The organism is Thermodesulfobacteriota bacterium (assembly GCA_030583865.1).
GTDB lineage: Bacteria > Desulfobacterota > GWC2-55-46 > GWC2-55-46 > GWC2-55-46 > UBA5799.
In genome coordinates this window covers 1,920,768-1,936,344 of record CP129479.1, presented here as the reverse complement: position 1 = coordinate 1,936,344, position 15,577 = coordinate 1,920,768, and the positions used below count along the sequence as shown (strand labels likewise).

Sequence of the window (15,577 nt, the reverse complement as noted above, 5' to 3'; positions counted from 1 at the left end):
GGATTGAGGTTATTGAAGATAGACATTCATAACCATGCGTTCACCTATGAAAGCGCCTCCGGGCCGGAGGAGGTGATAGAGGCCGCGATAGCCGCCGGCCTCGACGGCATAGTTTTCACCGAGCACAATTCGTATTCGGCAAGCCTTAGGGCCGAGGAGCTGAAGCGCGAGTATTCGGGGAGGATTACGATATTCAGGGGCGCCGAATACGACGCCGCCGAAGGGCACCTTCTTCTTTTCGGCATAACAGACAACGGCTTCATGGACCTCGGCATGTTCGCGCCGGCCTCCGAGGTACTGACGTACCTTGAGCCCAGGGGGGCGGTCGCCATAGTCGCGCACCCTTTCAGGGGCGCGGGCCCTTTCAAAACAGACCTTTCAATGGTGCAAGGAATTACCGCAATAGAGGCGTTCAACGGCCACAACACCGCCGGTGAGAACGAGAAGGCCCTGCGCGCGGCCATGTCCCTGGGCTTGCCGGCCACGGGCGGGAGCGACTCTCACGGCAAGGAGGACGTGGGCAGGTGCTATACGGAATTCCTCGACATTGTAACGGAGGACGGCCTGGCCGCGGCCCTGAAGTCAGGGCGCTACAGGGGCGTATGCGCGAGGCCCTGATTAAAGCGCGTCCTTTTGCGCTCGCCATTTTATGCCTGCTCTTCCTGGCCTCGTGCGAGGACCGTTCAGGCGCGAACCGGGCCGAGCTCAAGGGGGTGGAGCTTGAAGGGGACGGCACGGCGGTCATAATCCTCGAAGAGACCGGGCCCGGCGGGCTCGTCCGCGCCTTGTCCGGGAGCGACAGGGTAGCGGTAGTCCACCAGGGGACGGGCGTGTGGCTGAGCTGCCCCTTGAGGTACGAGAGCGGAACTTCGCGCGTAACGATCCCCAATCACGGTAACATACTAAAGCCCGGCGACAGCGTCCTCGTGGTGATTGGAAAATTTTCTTCCGCAGCTGTAGTCCGCGGCTGAACATTTTACTCCGCTCCATTGACAACCGGAAAAGATGGTATAGAGTTATTTCGTCGATGCCGTGGTTCTTCCCATGCGCCCTGCCGCGGCGGGCGCTAACTTCCATAAACAACCAAAATCGCCGGTAGCCGATCACCGGCCTTGACCTGAGCCAAGCGCGTTTTTTCCTGAAACCCGGCCACGGGCTCTGGCCTGGCCGGAATACGCTTGACGCCTCCACCCGCACGTGAAAACCGATAGCGGGCTCCAACTCCATACTGGTCCGGCCTGCGGGCCGGCAATGCGAAGGGTGGAGTCGCCAGGCGTTTCCTTTCATCCTTTATCGACAGCCGTTGCAGGCATAACGAGGCAATTTGGCCCGGAAAAAATTCAGCCGGTGCACCGCCGCCCTTTGTCCGTAATTGAGCGAAAAGGGTCGGGCGCCCTTCTGCCTATGTGCCGCGAGAGGATCGGCGAGAGGCTCATGAGGCTCTCTCTCATCACGGAGGAGATGCTCCTGGCCGCGCTGGATGAAGGGTCGCGGACAGGACGCATGACCGGAGAGGCGCTCGCGCGGCTGGGTTTCATCTCGGCCGATGATTTCGCGCTTCAGGTAGCGGGCTCCCTGGGAGTGCGGGCGGTGGTGGAAAAGGATTTCCCGGAGGGGCCTGTCCCTTTAGGGCGGCAGCCTGCCTGCGCTTTCCTGAAAGAGAACCGCGTGGTCCCGGTGGCAGTCGAAGGCGGAACGCTTCTGGTCGCCTCGGCGCGCCCGCAGGACCCTTTCCCTGCCGAGGCCCTGAAGGCGTTTACCGGCATGGAGGTAGAGCTGGCTTTCGGGGCGCCGGGGCAGATACTCGATTTCATTGAAAGGAGTTACGGCAGCCGGGGCAGGGAAATGAACGAGCTGATCGGCGACCTCGACGAGAAGGAGACGGGCCAGGCCCGCAGGGACCGTGACGAAATGGAGGGGCTCAAGGAGGCCGCGCTCGAGGCCCCGGTAATAGAGCTCGTGAACCTCGTGATCGCGAGGGCGGTTGAGAGGCGCGCAAGCGACATCCACATAGAGCCGTTCGAGGGCGGGCTGAATATCAGGTACAGGGTCGACGGCGTCCTCCACCTCTCGGAGACCCTGCCCGGAAGGCTCCATCCGGTCGTCTCTTCGAGGGTCAAGATAATGGCCAGGCTCAATATAGCCGAGAGGAGGCTTCCCCAGGACGGCAGGATAAAGCACACGGCCTCGGGCAGGGAGGTCGACATAAGGGTCTCGACGGTGCCGACCCTCTACGGCGAGAGCATCGTAATGAGGCTCCTTGACCCGGACCCCGCGCTCGCGCTCGATGGCCTCGGCTTTCCCGGGCAAACAAGGGACGCCTTCTCCGCCCTCGCCGCCCAGCCGCACGGGATGATACTGGTCACCGGCCCGACCGGGAGCGGGAAAACGACCACGCTCTATGCGGCCCTCTCCAGGATGGACACCTGCAGCAGGAAGGTCATAACCATCGAGGACCCGATAGAGTACAAGCTCGAGGGAGTGAACCAGATACAGGTCAAGCCGGGCATAGGCCTGACCTTCGCGAACGGCCTCCGCTCAATCGTGAGGCAGGACCCTGACATAATAATGGTGGGCGAGATAAGGGACGCCGAGACGGCCGAAATAGCCGTCCATTCGGCCCTTACCGGGCACCTGATACTCTCGACCATGCACACGAACGACGCCGCCGGCGCGGTGGCAAGGCTCCTGGACATGGGCATCGAAGGGTATCTCATCTCCTCATGCCTCCTCGGCGTGCTCGCCCAGAGGCTCGTGCGGGTCATCTGCCCCGCCTGCAGGGAGAGCTATGCCCCGTCTGAGAGGGAACTCAAGCTCCTCATTGAAGCAAGGGTTCCTCCTGAACGCATCGCAGTCCTTGCGAGGGGCGGCGGCTGCGCGGAGTGCGGCGGGACCGGCTACAGGGGCCGGACCGGGATATTCGAGCTCATGGCCGTGACTGACAGGATCCGGGAGCTTACGGTAGAGCGGCAGGGGGCAGCGGCGATCAAGCGCGCCGCCATCTCGGAGGGCATGGCGCCATTGAGGTCCGACGGCTGGGACAAGGTCATCTCGGGAATTACCACGGTGGAAGAGGTGGAACGGGTTACCCTTCAGTAAATGGAGACATTCAGCTACAAGGCTGTAGACCGGTCCGGAAAGGAGATAAGGGGGAGGCTCAAGGCCAGGGACGAGCGGGACCTTGCCGATAGGCTCCGCTCAATGGGCTATTATCCTTCATCCGCGTCCAGGGCCGCCCGGACGGAAAAAGAGCCGAAAGGGAGGTCCCTTTTCAAGAGGAAGGCCGGCTGCAGGCGCGTAGCCTCGTTCACGCACCAGCTCGCGAGCATGCTCGAGGCCGGCATACCTCTGGATAAGTCGCTCGCGCTCCTTGCCGAGCTTGAGGAGGACGCCTCTTTCACGGCTGTCATAAGCGACGTACTCAATGGAGTCCGGGGCGGGAGGCCGCTGGCGGACTGCCTTGAGCGTAACGTGGAGTTCCCGGCACTTTATGTAAATACCGCCAGGGCAGGGGAGGCCGGCGGCACGCTAGAGGATTGCCTTAAGCGGCTCGGCGCGTATCTTGAGGAGACCGAGAGGCTGAAGGACGAGATACGGTCGGCGCTTGTATACCCCCTGCTCCTTACGACTTTCGGCGGCGGGGCCGTGGTCTTCATGCTCATCTTCGTCGTGCCGAGGTTCGCAATGATCTTCGAGGACCTCGGCGGGGCCGCGCCGCTTCCGGCTGTGGCGCTCGTTGCGGCAGGGCGTTTCCTCTCTTCGTGGTTCTGGGTCCTGCCGCTCGCGTTTGGGCTCGCATGGCTCGGGCTTGAGAGGTTCCGCGGCAGCCCGGATGGGCGGCTCTGGCTCGACCGCCGCAAGCTCTCCCTGCCGATACTCGGTCCGATACTTGGGAAGGCGGCTGCCGCGAGGTTTTCAAGGACGCTCGGGATGCTCCTTAAGTCCGGCGTGCCGATTATCGAGGCCCTCGGCCTCTCTGTCAGGTCTACGGGGAACGTGGCGATGGAAAAAGACCTTGCCCCGGTGCTCGAAGGGGTAAGGAAGGGAAGGGGAGTGGCGGCCCCGGTCGCGGAAACCGGCTCCTTCCCGAGGCTCGCCTCCCACATGCTCGCGGTCGGCGAGGAGACCGGTAGACTCGATGAGATGCTCCTTAAAGTAGCTTCGGACTACGAGCACGAGATAAGGACTTCGGTCAAGAGGGCAGTCTCTACGCTTGAGCCCGCCATAATACTCGTCATGTCCCTTATCGTCGGCTCGATCGTCATATCGATGCTCCTTGCGGTCTTCAGCCTTAACGACATCCCCCTTTAGGGGCGCCCCTCCGCGGGTCTTAAAGGAAAGGAGCGAGATGCGGCACGCCGGGAAAACGGCCTTTGTTTCGTCAGAGCGCGCCTTCACGCTCGTCGAACTCATGGTCGTGGTCGTTATCATCGGCCTCCTTGCGGCCCTTGTGGCCCCCAGGTTCCTCGGAAAAGTCGAGCGGTCGAGGATCAAGGCCGCAGAGGTCCAGATAGAGCTATTCGGGGCGGCCCTTGACCAGTTCCGCCTCGACGCGGGGAGATACCCGACGACGGTTGAAGGCCTGGCCGCGCTCCGGGAGAACCCGATGAATATAGAGCGCTGGCGGGGGCCATATCTGAGGAAGGAGATACCAAAAGACCCCTGGGGACGGGAGTTCATGTACAGGTCGCCGGGCGAGCGCGAGGAGTACGAAATAGTCTCCTTCGGCTCAGACGGCGCGCCAGGCGGCGAGGGAGACGCCACGGACATCGTAAGCTGGAGAAGCCTCGATGGCGGCCTGTAGAAGGCCAGGGGGCTTTACGTTCCTGGAACTCCTCCTTGTGCTGGTCATCATCGGGGTGGCGGCGGCATTTGTGGCGCCTTCCATTACCCCGGGGCTGGAAGGTTTCAGGGCCAAATCGGCCGTGCGTACGCTCAAGGCCGGGCTGGAAGACGCCCGGATAAGGGCCGTAAGGGACAGGGCAGTCCATTACGCGGTCTATACCGGCGGCGTACTCGCCATACGTGACGGAATAGGGACGGTGAAAGAGGTCGCGCTCCCTCAAGGGAACGGGGAGGTCAGGGGATCCGAGGCCGCGTTCTTTCCGGCAGGCACTTCAAGCCCCGCTGAGTTCGACGTGAAATACGGAGAGGCCGCATACAGGCTCGTACTAGACGGCTCGGGCCGAGTGAGGGTCGAGGCCGCAGGCGAGTGAAGGATAAAAACGGTTTTACCCTTATAGAGGTCATGGCCTCCATTGCCATCATGGGGGCGGCCCTGGGCGTGCTCCTTGCGCTTGTAGCCGGCGGGCTCAGGCTCGCCAAGGAGGCGAACGGCCGGACAGGGCTTGTTCTCGCAGCCAGTGAGAGGTTCGGGTCCATGTTCGAGGGGCTTATGGAAGAAGGCGTCTCCGAAGGGGTCACGGGCGACGGGTTCGCCTGGAGGATGGAGGCCTATCCTTACGGCGCGGCTGTAGACGGCGCTCCCAGGCTGCTCAAGGTGGTCGTCACGACGACGGACCTCGCCTCCGGGGCCGAGTTCAGGCTCATTTCGTTAAAGGGCCTCTCTGGTGGATAAAAGGGGATTCACCCTTTTGGAGGTCCTAATCTCAATCTCGGTCGTCGCTGTAATCGCCCTTACCGCCCTTGCAGCCCTGAGGTTCGGGCTAGGGGTCTGGGAGAGCGGCGACAGGGCGGCGGAAGAGGCGTTCATGAAAAGGTATGTCTCGGGCGAGATGAGGAAAACGCTCGCGTCAGCTTACCCATACAGGGACGGGGAAGGGGAAATCATCTTCCTCGGCGGCCCGGAAAGCATCGCCTTCGTCACTTCGGGGAGGACCGTTTCTCCCGGCGTGCCCTGGGGCGGCGCGGTGCTCATACGGTATTCGGCCACGGGAGAGGGGCTTCTGCTGGAAGAATCCGCTCTCCCGCTCGCGGACGGGGGCGGAAAGCGTTCAGTCGTGGCAGGCGCTGCCGCGGCCCTGGAGTTCGCCTATTTCGGCGACGGCGCGTGGCGCGATGAGTGGGACGCGGCGCTCACGAAGAAGCTCCCTCAAATGGTGAGGGTGAGGCTTTCAGGAAATAGCGGCGCTCCGGTCTCATTCGAGACGGCGCTCATGGCCGGGAAAGGCAGCGGGGCAGGTGATTGAAGGCCGCCCGCGCTTCCGAAAGAGGCCTCTCGCTCGTGCTGGTCTTATGGCTCCTTGCGCTCATGTTCCTCATAGCGCCTGGGTTCGTGTACACGATGAGGATTGAAAGCGCCGCGACATCGAGCTTCGAGGACGAGGCCTCTGCATGGGCGCTCGCGGTGGCAGGGGTGTACATGGCGGCTGCCGAGGTCTCGGCAGACTACGAGGTGGTGGCGTCAAGCGAGGCCGGGCTCGTGTTCCTTGAAAAGACTTCGGACGGATTTCATCCGCTTCCTTCCAAAAGGGAGTTCAAGCTGGGAGAGGGCACGGTCTCATACGGAATAGAGGACGAGCGGGCCAAGGTAAACCTGAACACGGCCCAGCGGGGTGTAATCGACGAGCTTCTGCGCCTTTCCGGAGCGGACAAGGCCGCGAGGGACTCGATAACCGATTCCATAATCGACTGGCGTGACGAAAACGGCGACTATCACATGAACGGCGCCGAGGACGACTATTACGGCTCGCTGCCTTTCCCCTACGGCTCAAAGGACGGCCCTTTCGATTTCACGGAAGAGCTGCTGCTCGTGAAGGGCGTAAGCCGGGAGTTCTTTTACGGGCGGGACGGCGGGAATGGCGGCATCGGGAGGCTCGTTACCGTGCACGGGGACGGCAGACTGAACCTCAATACCGCGGGCGAGACGGTGCTTTCGGCCGTTTACGGGCCCGGGGTCGCGAACGAGATACTCCTCAAGAGAAAGACCGAGGGCTTCATGAGTATCAGGTCGCACGGCGGGCTCGTCACCTCGGAGTTCTTCGTCGCTACCTCGACCGGCGAAAAGGGCGGCATCCGGTACACGATAGAGGCCGCCATAGCGAAAAAGCCCGGCGGAAAGGACGCGGTCTTCATCTCCTGGCGCGAGCATGGGGTCGGGTACCGTTGATACTGAACGCGATAGGCATTGAGGCGGGAAAGCGCCGCTGGAATGCATTTCACCTGAGGAGGAAGGCCTCGGGGCTAAGGGCTGAAAGGGCCTTTACGCTCGATGGAAGCGTCGATGAAAGGGCCGCAGGGCTCAAGGAATACGCGGAGAGGAAGCGCCTCATGGGGCTTGGGGTCTCTGTTGCGCTTCCCTTTGGAGGCTATGTCTCAAGGTCGATAGGGCTGCCTCCCGCCGGGGGGGATTCGCTCCGGGGGGTGCTGGCCTTTGAGCTCGAAAAGCACCTGCCTTCCGATTCGTCGGAATGGGCGTACTCATTCGAAAAGATCGAGTCGGGGCCGGAGAGTCAGCTGTTGCTCTTTTCCGCAGCGCCTTCGGAGACAGTCGAGATGACGCTTAAGGCGCTTGAGAGCGCCGGGCTGCGCCTCCTCTTTGTGACTACCGCGGAAAGGGCCGTCCTGAAGGCGCTCTCCCGTGCGAGCAAAGCGCCTCCTCTCGGGGCCGCTTTGCTCGCAATAAAGGAGGACGGGGTCCAAATAATCGCATGGGCAAGAGCCAGAACGCCGTGCTATTCCCGCTCCTTCAAGGCTGCCGGGCGGGGCGCGTTCGAGAGGGAGCTCAGGTTCGCATCGATGGCGGCGGAAGGGGCCCTGAGCCGCTGTTTCATAGTATGCGAAGGCGGGGATTCGCGGCAGGCGGAAGAGGCACAGGAGGCAGCCCGGCAAACTGGGCTTGAGGTTTCCGGATACGATGATGCGCCGGCCATATCCGTTGCGAACGGGGCCGCGCTCCTTCTGTTCGACAGGAAAGCAAGGTCAGCCGGCCTTCAGCCGAGGTCGAAGGGCGCGCTTAAGGCCAGGGGCGCGGCACTGACGGCGGCAGGCGGTGCGCTCGGGCTCGCGCTCCTCCTTCCCGCGTTCTTTCTGGTGAACGAAGCGCTCACGCTAAGGAAGCTCAACAGGGCGCTTGCCGAGCTCGGGCCTGAGAGGGGCAGGGCCCAGGCGCTTACCGCCGCTCTCTCAGCCATAGAGGCAGACATAAGCGTTTTCCGCGAGGTCAGGGGAGAGGGCGCTCCGGAGTTCCTGGAGATTTTGAAGAGGCTTACCGAGGCCACCCCGTCCGACACCTATCTGACCGGGATGGAATACGACGGGAAGACGATAGAGGTCGAGGGGGCCTCAGGAAAGGCCTCAGGGCTTTTCATGGCGCTTGAACGCTCCGGGCTCGGCAGCTCAATCGAGTTCGACGGCCCGGTCACCGCAGGGCCGGACGGGAAGGAGCGCTTCAGGATACGGTTCAGGGTCAACAACCCGGCCGGGGAGGAAGCCGATGCGCGGAGGTGACGGGCTCCGGTCCCGGGCCGGGAAAGTGCCTTCGGCGGTATACCTTCTGGCCGCTGCGCTTGTCGCGTTCCTGGCCGCAGGCTCGGTTTCCGAGTATTACTCAGGCATGAAAGAGGAGGCCCGGTTGAAGAGCGGGGAGCTTGTCGTCTGGGCCGACCTCGTCGACCGAGCCGATGAACTGGAGGAGCTTGTGGAGAAAAAGACGGAGGAGCTTCAAAAGCTCGAAGAGGGGCTTCTTCCCGGCACGACGCCGTCGCTCGGGGCCGCGCACCTTCAGGGCGCGTTCAGGGACCATTCCGCCAGGAGCGGCATAAGGATATCTTCCGAGCGCGCCCTCAAGACCGTTGACAGGGGGAGATACGTCGGCGTGCCGGTTGAGTTCCGGTTCAGGGCCGGCATCTCGGAATTGAAGGAGCTCCTTTCGGATATGAAGGGCTCCAGTCCGGCAATGGGAGTAAGGTCGGTAAGGATACGGTCGCGGGGAGAGCGCGAGCCCGGAAGGCTTGACGTTACGCTCGTGGTCGAAGGGGTCATAAGGAAAGTGGAGCTTGCGAGCTGATGCGGAGGCGACCTTGCCCAAACGCCTGGTTGATTTTTGCGGCGTTTGCCGCGCTCGCTACGGTCCATGAGGCTTCCAGCCCCTCGGAGGCGGCTGTCCGCAAAGGCGAGGCGAATCTCGGAGTGATAGTGGATAAGGACCTTTTCAGGCCGTCGAGGGAGAAGCCCGATCAGGCGCGGAGGCCCGGTACGAAATCCGGGCCGGTCAAGCCGCCCCAGAGGCCGGCTCCCGAGGTGACCCTCACCGGCACCGTGATACTCGATACGGGCGGCGTGGCGATGCTCAGCTGGCATGGCTCCTCTTCCGGCTCCGGTGCTTACAGGGTGGGAGACCAGATAGAGGAATTCATCATAGTGGACATAACGAGGGACACGGTCGTCCTTAAGCGCGGTGACGAGGTGCTTAGGGCGAGGATGTCCAGCGGGCGAAAGCCCGCGGCAGACCGGGTTCCCGGGCAGCATCGCACAGGGGCGTTCCGGAATTTTTCGCCTGCCGTTACCGGGGGCGGCGTCCAATCAGATATGCCGGCCCCCGGAAAAACAGAGGACGGGATGGAAGAGAACGGCGGAAACGAATGGGCCGGCGAATGACGGAAAACATGGCGTCCCATAAGCCGCTCTCCGGCGGCGTCTTTTGTGCGCTCGCGCTCTGCGGGGCGCTCCTTTTACCGGGCCTCTCGCATGCAGAGGAGGCTTCAGCAAGGCCATTTTTCACATCAGACGAGGTCACAATAACGCCCATCCTTGAAGAGAAAAGAATTTCCCCTGATGATGCTCATCGAATTGCCGCGGAGGCCGCCCCGGAAACGACCGCCCCCGGAGACGGCCCGGTCAAGGGGGTTTCGCCGGACCAGGTCCCTTCTCAAGAGCTTGTCCCGGAGGAGGCTTCCGGCGGTATGGCGCCGTCATCCGAGAGTCCTTCAGATAATGTGATGGAGGGTCCCGACACCCATCACGGGCTTCCTCCGCTCAGCCGGTCAGGCCCGGACCAGGAGCTCCGGCCAGGCAGGGGCTTGAGGCCCGCAGCCGGCAGTGCCATGCTTAACTTCAACGACGCCGGCCTCCGGGAAGTGCTCCGCACAATAGGCGAGCTCACCGGCGAGAACTTCATAATCGCTCCGGGCATAAACGCCAGGGTGTCTGTCGAGACGGTGAGGCCGGTGCGGCGCGAAGACATGCTTGCCATACTCGAATCGATACTGGAGGTGAACGGCCTTTCGGCAGTGAAATCCGGGGACTATTACAAGGTCGTCCCGGCATCGGGCGGAAGGCAGCATCCAGGGAACATCCTGAGCAAAAAGGACCCGGGGGAGATAAGCCTTGCAAGCGGCCTAACGACCATCGTAGTGCCGCTTCATTTCATATCGGCCAACGACATGCTTGCAGTCCTTAAGCCCATGCTCTCAAGCGCGGGTAGCATAACCGCGCTGCCAAGGTCGAATACCCTTGTGATAACCGATGGCTCGGCCAGGGGCAGGGGCATGATAGAGCTCATCAAAAGCCTCGACGTGGACGCCTTCGAGAGGGTGGAGATAGCGATGGTCCCGGTAAGGAACGCGGACGCAAGGGCCCTTTACGGCGAGCTTGAGGAGATCCTCTCGGCCGTCGGCATCGGCAAGGATGACGCGCAGCTTGCGGTCGTGCCGCTTGAGCGCCTTAATAGCATCATCGTCCTCTCTTCAGGCAAGGAGTTGATGGAGTCCGTGGCCGGGTGGATAGCCCGGCTCGATACCGCTTCCCCGGCCGGGTCGACTTCGATTCACGTTTATTACGCCAGGAACGACATGGCCTCGAACCTTATGGCCGTGCTCGAGGAGGTCTACGGAGGCGGCCCTTCGTCCCGGACCGGCGCAGCCCCTCCTGCCCCGGCGAACATAGCTCCCATACCTGAGCAGGCTCAGGTGCGCGGCGCACTGCGATCCGGCGACCGGGCCAGGATACTGCTATACGAGCCTGCCAACGCGCTCATCATAAACGCCCCACAGGGAGAGTACCTCAAGATGCTGGGTACGCTAAACGAGCTCGATAAGTTCCCCAGGCAGGTGCTCATCGAGGCGCTCATCGCGGAGATAAAGCTCGATGAGAGCACGAGGTTCGGCATACAGTGGTCGCTCCTTTCGGGCGAGGCGAACCTTCAGCAGAATACCGGGATTGTGCCAAACCCCACGCTTGCCGACCCGAGGGCGCCTATAATACCTCCCATAGGCGCTCCTGCGCCATCCGGGCTGTCGGTACTCGCTACCGACGCGAGCAGGTTCTTCGCGGCCATACAGGCCCTTGCCTCGGAGGGCAAGGTGGACATATTGAGCAACCCGCATATCATGGTTAAGAACTACGAGAAGGCGTCCATAAACGTCGGGAGCGACGAGCCAGTCTCGACCCAGTCTACCCAGAACGCGGTAACCGGCACCGCCGGAATTATCCAGAATATCGAGTACAGGAAAACGGGCGTGATACTCACGGTCGTGCCTTACATAACGGAGACCGGCAAGGTAGCCATGACCATCAGACAGGAGGTGAGCGACAGGTCAACTGACAGGGTTATAGGGAACGCCACCTATCCGTCCTTCACGAAGAGGGAGGCCGAGACCTCGGTAGTTGCCTCCGACGGTGAAACGCTCGTCATAGGCGGGCTCATACAGGAGAGGTTCGATTCCTCCTCGAGCGGGATACCGGTCTTGAGCAGGGTGCCAGTAATCGGGAACCTTTTCAAGTTCAGCAGCAGATCCAAAAGCAAGACAGAGCTCGTGATACTCATAAAGCCCACTGTGGTTGCCGGGCCCGGGGACGCGGCCTCGGCAACACGCGAGTTCAGGGACAAGCTCCCCGCCCTCAGGAAACAGCTGAGGGAAAAAGGGAAAAACAGCTGACACGGTGCTGGAAACACCCTGCCGGGGCAATCCGCGGATGGATTGCAGAATTGCGAAGACTATCCAAGCCGGGCAATTTGTGAGGTTTGGACGGATTCATTCCGGCCAAGCAGTGGTTAAAAGGTCCAGGAAGGACTTTTCCAGCATCCTGACAGGAGCCGCGTACGGAGCAATAAAAAGCCCGCCATAAGGCGGGCTTTTTTGTTTGGGCGTTTGACAAAACGGCCCTCATGCAGCCTTTTTATATTGGGGACAGCTGACCATATTGGAGCGCCGGATACGGGGGTGCAGGTGATGGCAATCGACAGGCTCAGGGCTGCCAGGGCCATTTCAATCGCTGTGGCGGCGGGCGGTTTGGTCGAGATGGCGGCCTGGTGGCTGGGGCTGGAATTCCTGACGACGTTCGCCCCGGGCTATGTGACCATGAAGTTCTCAACCGCACTGTCTTTTTTCCTTAGCGGAGTGGTCCTTTATTACCTCGCCGAGGCCGCAAGGGGCGAGATGTCGGGGGCGCAGGTGGCGCTCCCTATATCGGCTCTCGTGATACTCCTCCTCATGGCAACGCTTTTCGCTTCCTCGTTATTCGGCGTCGCGGCGGGAGTCGAGGCCCTGTTCGTAAGGGAGGACCCGTCCGCGGCAATGACCGAGGTGCCGGGCATGCCCTCCATAGCCACCATGCTGGATTTCATACTTATCGCCGCCCTCGCGATAGCCGTGCTCCTCAGGCAAAGGGTCCTTCCCTGGTGGTCCTGGGCCTTTGGCGTCTTCATCGCGCTCACTGGACTTTCATCCCTCCTCGGCTATCTGCTCGGCGAGCCCGGACTCTATTTCCTGATGCCGGGGGTGAGCGGGGCGATGGCAGTCCCGACCGCCATACTCTTCGTATCGATTGGGATCTGCCTCATTATAATAGCGAGGTCGCGGAGATGAGCATAAAGTCCCGCCTCATCATACTTTTCCTCGCCTTTTCTCTCATACCGGCCATTTTCATCGGCCTTCTCCTCCTTGAGAACGGCAGAAGGTACATCGAAAGGAACACGCTGTCAAACCTGAGCTTCCTGGCAGTCACGAAAAAGGCGCAACTCCTTGAGTTCCTGCAGGCTAAAAAGGAAATCGCGCGGGTATTCTCCTCAGACGACAGGATAGCCGGGACGCTCGCCCGCATGCGCGCCATGTCCCCGCCTGAGATTACGATAGAGGGCGGAGCACTCGGAGACTACCTTAGGGCGGATAAGCGCCCCCTGGATGAGGAGATAATAGAGATACACCTGCTTGACCTTTCAGGGAGGGTGGTCGCGAGCACGGACCCCGATTTCGTCGGCAGGGACGAGAGCGAAGAACCCTATTTCAGGACCGGACTTCAAAAGAGCAACATACAGGACGCGAGTCTCCATTACCATGCCGGACGGACACATTATTACATACCGGTATCAGCGCCCGTAAGGAGCGGCGGAGAAGTAGTGGGCGTCCTTATGAACGGGTACAGCATAACCCTTGCCGACGAGCTTGTGACGGGCGAGCGGCTCGAAAGGCTCGGCGACGAGCCGTCCGAGATAGAAAGGCGGGCAGGGGTCGACATCTTCATCGTGAACCGGGAGGGGCTCCTTCTCACGAGCTCCAGGAAGGCCCCGGTTTTAGCGCCGCTTTCGGAAAAGATACTGACCTTCCCGGTCGATGAATGCCTGGCCCGGTCGAGCGACGCGCTCGGCATGTGGGTCGACAAGGTCGGACAAAACGTCTGGGGCGCGTCCGAGTGCGTGAATATCCAGGACGGGCCCAGGTGGGCGCTCGTCGTAGAGCAGGAGGAGTCTTATGCCGTAGCGCCGCTCAAAAACGTGAACTATGTCATCTTCCTCGTCGGCGCGTGCGTTGCCGTGGTCGCTGTATTCATATCATATTCCACCGCGCTCGCCATTACGCGGCCCATTGAAGAGCTGAGGAAAGGGGCGATGGAGTTCGCGACAGGCAACCTCGACTACAGGGTCGGGATAGAAGGGAAGGACGAGCTGGCCGCTTTTTCAAGGTCGTTCGACAAGATGGCGGAGGACCTTAAGAAAGTCACAGCGTCAAGGGACGAGCTTGCCAGGGAAACGGCTGAAAGGATCCGGGCCATAGAGGCCTTGAGGCTTTCGGAAACCAAGTACAGGAACCTTGTAGACACGTCTCTTGCCGGCATATTCAGGTCTACATTCGATGGAGAGCTTCTTTTCGCGAACGCGGCGCTTGCCAGGATATTCGACTTCGACTCGCCTGAAGAGATGGTGAGGGCGGGCGCGATGCCGAGGTACAGGGACCCTTCATCAAGGGCGGAGTTCCTGGGGATACTCAGTGAAAAAGGGCGGGTCGACGCCTTCGAGGTCGAGGGGCTTACGAAGACCGGCGAGGTGAAGACCATTCTCATGAGCGCTACCGTCCTTCATGAGGTAATCTCCGGGACCATGCTGGATATAACCGGGCTCAAGAGGGCGGAAGAAGTGAGGAGGGAGGCCGAGAGGTCCAGGGCGCTCTCCGAGCTCTCGGACGCCATGGCCAACGTGGTTACCGATTACCAGGGCGTGCTGGACACGATAGCGAAGTACATAGGCGACCTCGTGAAGGTGCCATGCGTAATAAGGCTTGTCTCCAGGGACGGCAAGTGGCTCGAACCCGTGGCCGTTTACCATCCTGAAAAGGGGCTTCGTGAGGAGATGCTGGGATTCATAGCCTCCAATCCCCAGCCCTCCGGCAGGGGAGTGGGCGGCAGGATGATGAGCGAGGGCCGCCAGTTTTCATTCGGCTCGCCCGAGGAGATTTGGAAGACCATCCGGCCCGAATACCGCGCCGTGATGGAGCGCCTCGGGATAAGGAGCGCTCTCGTTACCCCGCTCAGGTCTGAAGGCAGGGTCATCGGGCTTATCGCATGCTTCAGGCCGGATGAAGGCGAATCGTTCACCCCGGCGGAGAAGCTCCTTCTCCAGGACCTTGCGGACAGGGCCGCCCTCGCGATATCGATCGCCCGCCTTTTCAGGGAGACGAGGTCGTACGCCAGGGAGCTTGAAAGGAGCAACGAAGAGCTCCAGAATTTCGCATATATCGCCTCGCACGACCTTAAGGAGCCGCTCCGGATGATAGACGGGTACTTGAGGCTGGTCGAGAGGAAGTACGCCGGAAGCCTCGACGAGGAGGCCAGGAAGCGGATAGCGTTCGCCTCTGCAGGGGCGGCAAGGATGCAGAAGATAATCGACGACCTCCTCGAATACTCGCGCGTCACCACCCAGGCGCGGCCGTTCGAGCCAGTCGACACCGGAGAGGTGCTTGACGAGGTGCTCGGGAACCTCACGGTCGCGATAAAGGAGTCGCGGGCCGTCATTGAAAAGGGCGAGCTGCCGCGGGTCATGGCAGACCCGGTCCAGCTCTCGCAGGTCTTCCAGAACCTTCTGGCGAACGCGATGAAGTTCCGCGAAAAGGCCAGGAGGCCGGAGATACGGGTTTTTGCCGCGGAGGGAGAGGGTGAATGGGTCTTTACTGTTGCCGACAACGGCATAGGGATAGACCCGGCGCATCTGGATAAGGTATTCGACCTCTTCCAGCGGCTTCACGGGCCGGAGTACCCCGGGACCGGCCTCGGGCTCGCGATATCAAAGAAGGTGGTCGAGAGGCATGGCGGCCGAATATGGGTGGAGTCGGAGCCAGGAGCCGGCTCAAGCTTCCATTTCACAATCCCGAAAACCGCCTTCCCGGGCGGATGAGGCAAAATCCAT

At 61.5% G+C, this 15,577-nt stretch carries 15 protein-coding genes; all 15 read left to right on the top strand.

Annotated features, from left to right (window positions below; translation table 11 throughout):
- Window positions 1-12: 12 nt before the first annotated feature.
- The 15 genes from QY316_09190 to QY316_09120 all read left to right on the top strand — a co-directional run bounded on the left by QY316_09190 (window position 13) and on the right by QY316_09120 (window position 15,565).
- The gene (locus tag QY316_09190; protein WKZ32083.1) at window positions 13-618 is read left to right on the top strand and encodes a CehA/McbA family metallohydrolase; all 606 of its coding nucleotides are present in this window, start codon (window positions 13-15) and stop codon (window positions 616-618) included.
- Window positions 603-971, top strand: a complete 369-nt coding sequence (locus QY316_09185; protein WKZ32082.1) for a hypothetical protein — start codon at window positions 603-605, stop codon at window positions 969-971. Before QY316_09190 ends, QY316_09185 begins: the two co-directional genes overlap by 16 nt.
- 433 nt (window positions 972-1,404) lie before the next feature.
- Complete coding sequence (locus QY316_09180; protein ID WKZ32081.1) at window positions 1,405-3,099, top strand: ATPase, T2SS/T4P/T4SS family; 1,695 nt, start codon at window positions 1,405-1,407, stop codon at window positions 3,097-3,099.
- Window positions 3,100-4,311 carry a type II secretion system F family protein gene (locus QY316_09175; GenBank protein ID WKZ32080.1) on the top strand — a complete coding sequence of 404 codons (1,212 nt, stop codon included), beginning with the start codon at window positions 3,100-3,102 and terminating at the stop codon, window positions 4,309-4,311.
- 37 nt (window positions 4,312-4,348) lie between these two features.
- On the top strand, window positions 4,349-4,804 hold the full coding sequence (gene gspG, locus QY316_09170) for a type II secretion system major pseudopilin GspG (GenBank protein WKZ32079.1): 456 nt from the start codon (window positions 4,349-4,351) through the stop codon (window positions 4,802-4,804).
- Window positions 4,791-5,216 carry a prepilin-type N-terminal cleavage/methylation domain-containing protein gene (locus QY316_09165; protein ID WKZ32078.1) on the top strand — a complete coding sequence of 142 codons (426 nt, stop codon included), beginning with the start codon at window positions 4,791-4,793 and terminating at the stop codon, window positions 5,214-5,216. Before gspG ends, QY316_09165 begins: the two co-directional genes overlap by 14 nt.
- Window positions 5,213-5,578 (top strand): type II secretion system protein, encoded by a 366-nt coding sequence (locus QY316_09160; protein WKZ32077.1) that lies wholly within the window; start codon window positions 5,213-5,215, stop codon window positions 5,576-5,578. The genes QY316_09165 and QY316_09160 overlap by 4 nt, the downstream gene beginning before the upstream one ends.
- The gene (locus QY316_09155; GenBank protein ID WKZ32076.1) at window positions 5,571-6,149 is read left to right on the top strand and encodes a prepilin-type N-terminal cleavage/methylation domain-containing protein; all 579 of its coding nucleotides are present in this window, start codon (window positions 5,571-5,573) and stop codon (window positions 6,147-6,149) included. Before QY316_09160 ends, QY316_09155 begins: the two co-directional genes overlap by 8 nt.
- Window positions 6,146-7,069, top strand: coding sequence for a type II secretion system protein GspK (locus tag QY316_09150; GenBank protein WKZ32075.1), 924 nt, complete (start codon window positions 6,146-6,148; stop codon window positions 7,067-7,069). The genes QY316_09155 and QY316_09150 overlap by 4 nt, the downstream gene beginning before the upstream one ends.
- Window positions 7,066-8,409, top strand: a complete 1,344-nt coding sequence (locus QY316_09145) for a hypothetical protein (GenBank protein WKZ32074.1) — start codon at window positions 7,066-7,068, stop codon at window positions 8,407-8,409. The genes QY316_09150 and QY316_09145 overlap by 4 nt, the downstream gene beginning before the upstream one ends.
- Window positions 8,396-8,968, top strand: a complete 573-nt coding sequence (gene gspM, locus QY316_09140; GenBank protein WKZ32073.1) for a type II secretion system protein GspM — start codon at window positions 8,396-8,398, stop codon at window positions 8,966-8,968. The genes QY316_09145 and gspM overlap by 14 nt, the downstream gene beginning before the upstream one ends.
- Window positions 8,969-9,096: 128 nt before the next feature.
- Window positions 9,097-9,558, top strand: coding sequence for a hypothetical protein (locus QY316_09135; protein ID WKZ32072.1), 462 nt, complete (start codon window positions 9,097-9,099; stop codon window positions 9,556-9,558).
- The gene (gene gspD, locus QY316_09130; protein WKZ32071.1) at window positions 9,555-11,837 is read left to right on the top strand and encodes a type II secretion system secretin GspD; all 2,283 of its coding nucleotides are present in this window, start codon (window positions 9,555-9,557) and stop codon (window positions 11,835-11,837) included. The genes QY316_09135 and gspD overlap by 4 nt, the downstream gene beginning before the upstream one ends.
- A gap of 294 nt (window positions 11,838-12,131) precedes the next feature.
- The gene (locus tag QY316_09125) at window positions 12,132-12,767 is read left to right on the top strand and encodes a hypothetical protein (protein ID WKZ32070.1); all 636 of its coding nucleotides are present in this window, start codon (window positions 12,132-12,134) and stop codon (window positions 12,765-12,767) included.
- Window positions 12,764-15,565 (top strand): ATP-binding protein, encoded by a 2,802-nt coding sequence (locus QY316_09120; GenBank protein ID WKZ32069.1) that lies wholly within the window; start codon window positions 12,764-12,766, stop codon window positions 15,563-15,565. Before QY316_09125 ends, QY316_09120 begins: the two co-directional genes overlap by 4 nt.
- The last annotated feature ends 12 nt before the right edge of the window (window positions 15,566-15,577 follow it).

Bases quoted from the DNA above. Each gene is read 5' to 3' on its own strand.
- QY316_09125 (WKZ32070.1), top strand. From the start codon at position 12,132: ATGGCAATCGACAGGCTCAGGGCTGCCAGGGCCATTTCAATCGCTGTG.
- gspD (WKZ32071.1), top strand. From the start codon at position 9,555: ATGACGGAAAACATGGCGTCCCATAAGCCGCTCTCCGGCGGCGTCTTT.
- QY316_09180 (WKZ32081.1), top strand. From the start codon at position 1,405: ATGTGCCGCGAGAGGATCGGCGAGAGGCTCATGAGGCTCTCTCTCATC.
- QY316_09185 (WKZ32082.1), top strand. From the start codon at position 603: ATGCGCGAGGCCCTGATTAAAGCGCGTCCTTTTGCGCTCGCCATTTTA.
- gspG (WKZ32079.1), top strand. From the start codon at position 4,349: ATGCGGCACGCCGGGAAAACGGCCTTTGTTTCGTCAGAGCGCGCCTTC.
- QY316_09175 (WKZ32080.1), top strand. From the start codon at position 3,100: ATGGAGACATTCAGCTACAAGGCTGTAGACCGGTCCGGAAAGGAGATA.
- QY316_09120 (WKZ32069.1), top strand. From the start codon at position 12,764: ATGAGCATAAAGTCCCGCCTCATCATACTTTTCCTCGCCTTTTCTCTC.
- gspM (WKZ32073.1), top strand. From the start codon at position 8,396: ATGCGCGGAGGTGACGGGCTCCGGTCCCGGGCCGGGAAAGTGCCTTCG.
- QY316_09165 (WKZ32078.1), top strand. From the start codon at position 4,791: ATGGCGGCCTGTAGAAGGCCAGGGGGCTTTACGTTCCTGGAACTCCTC.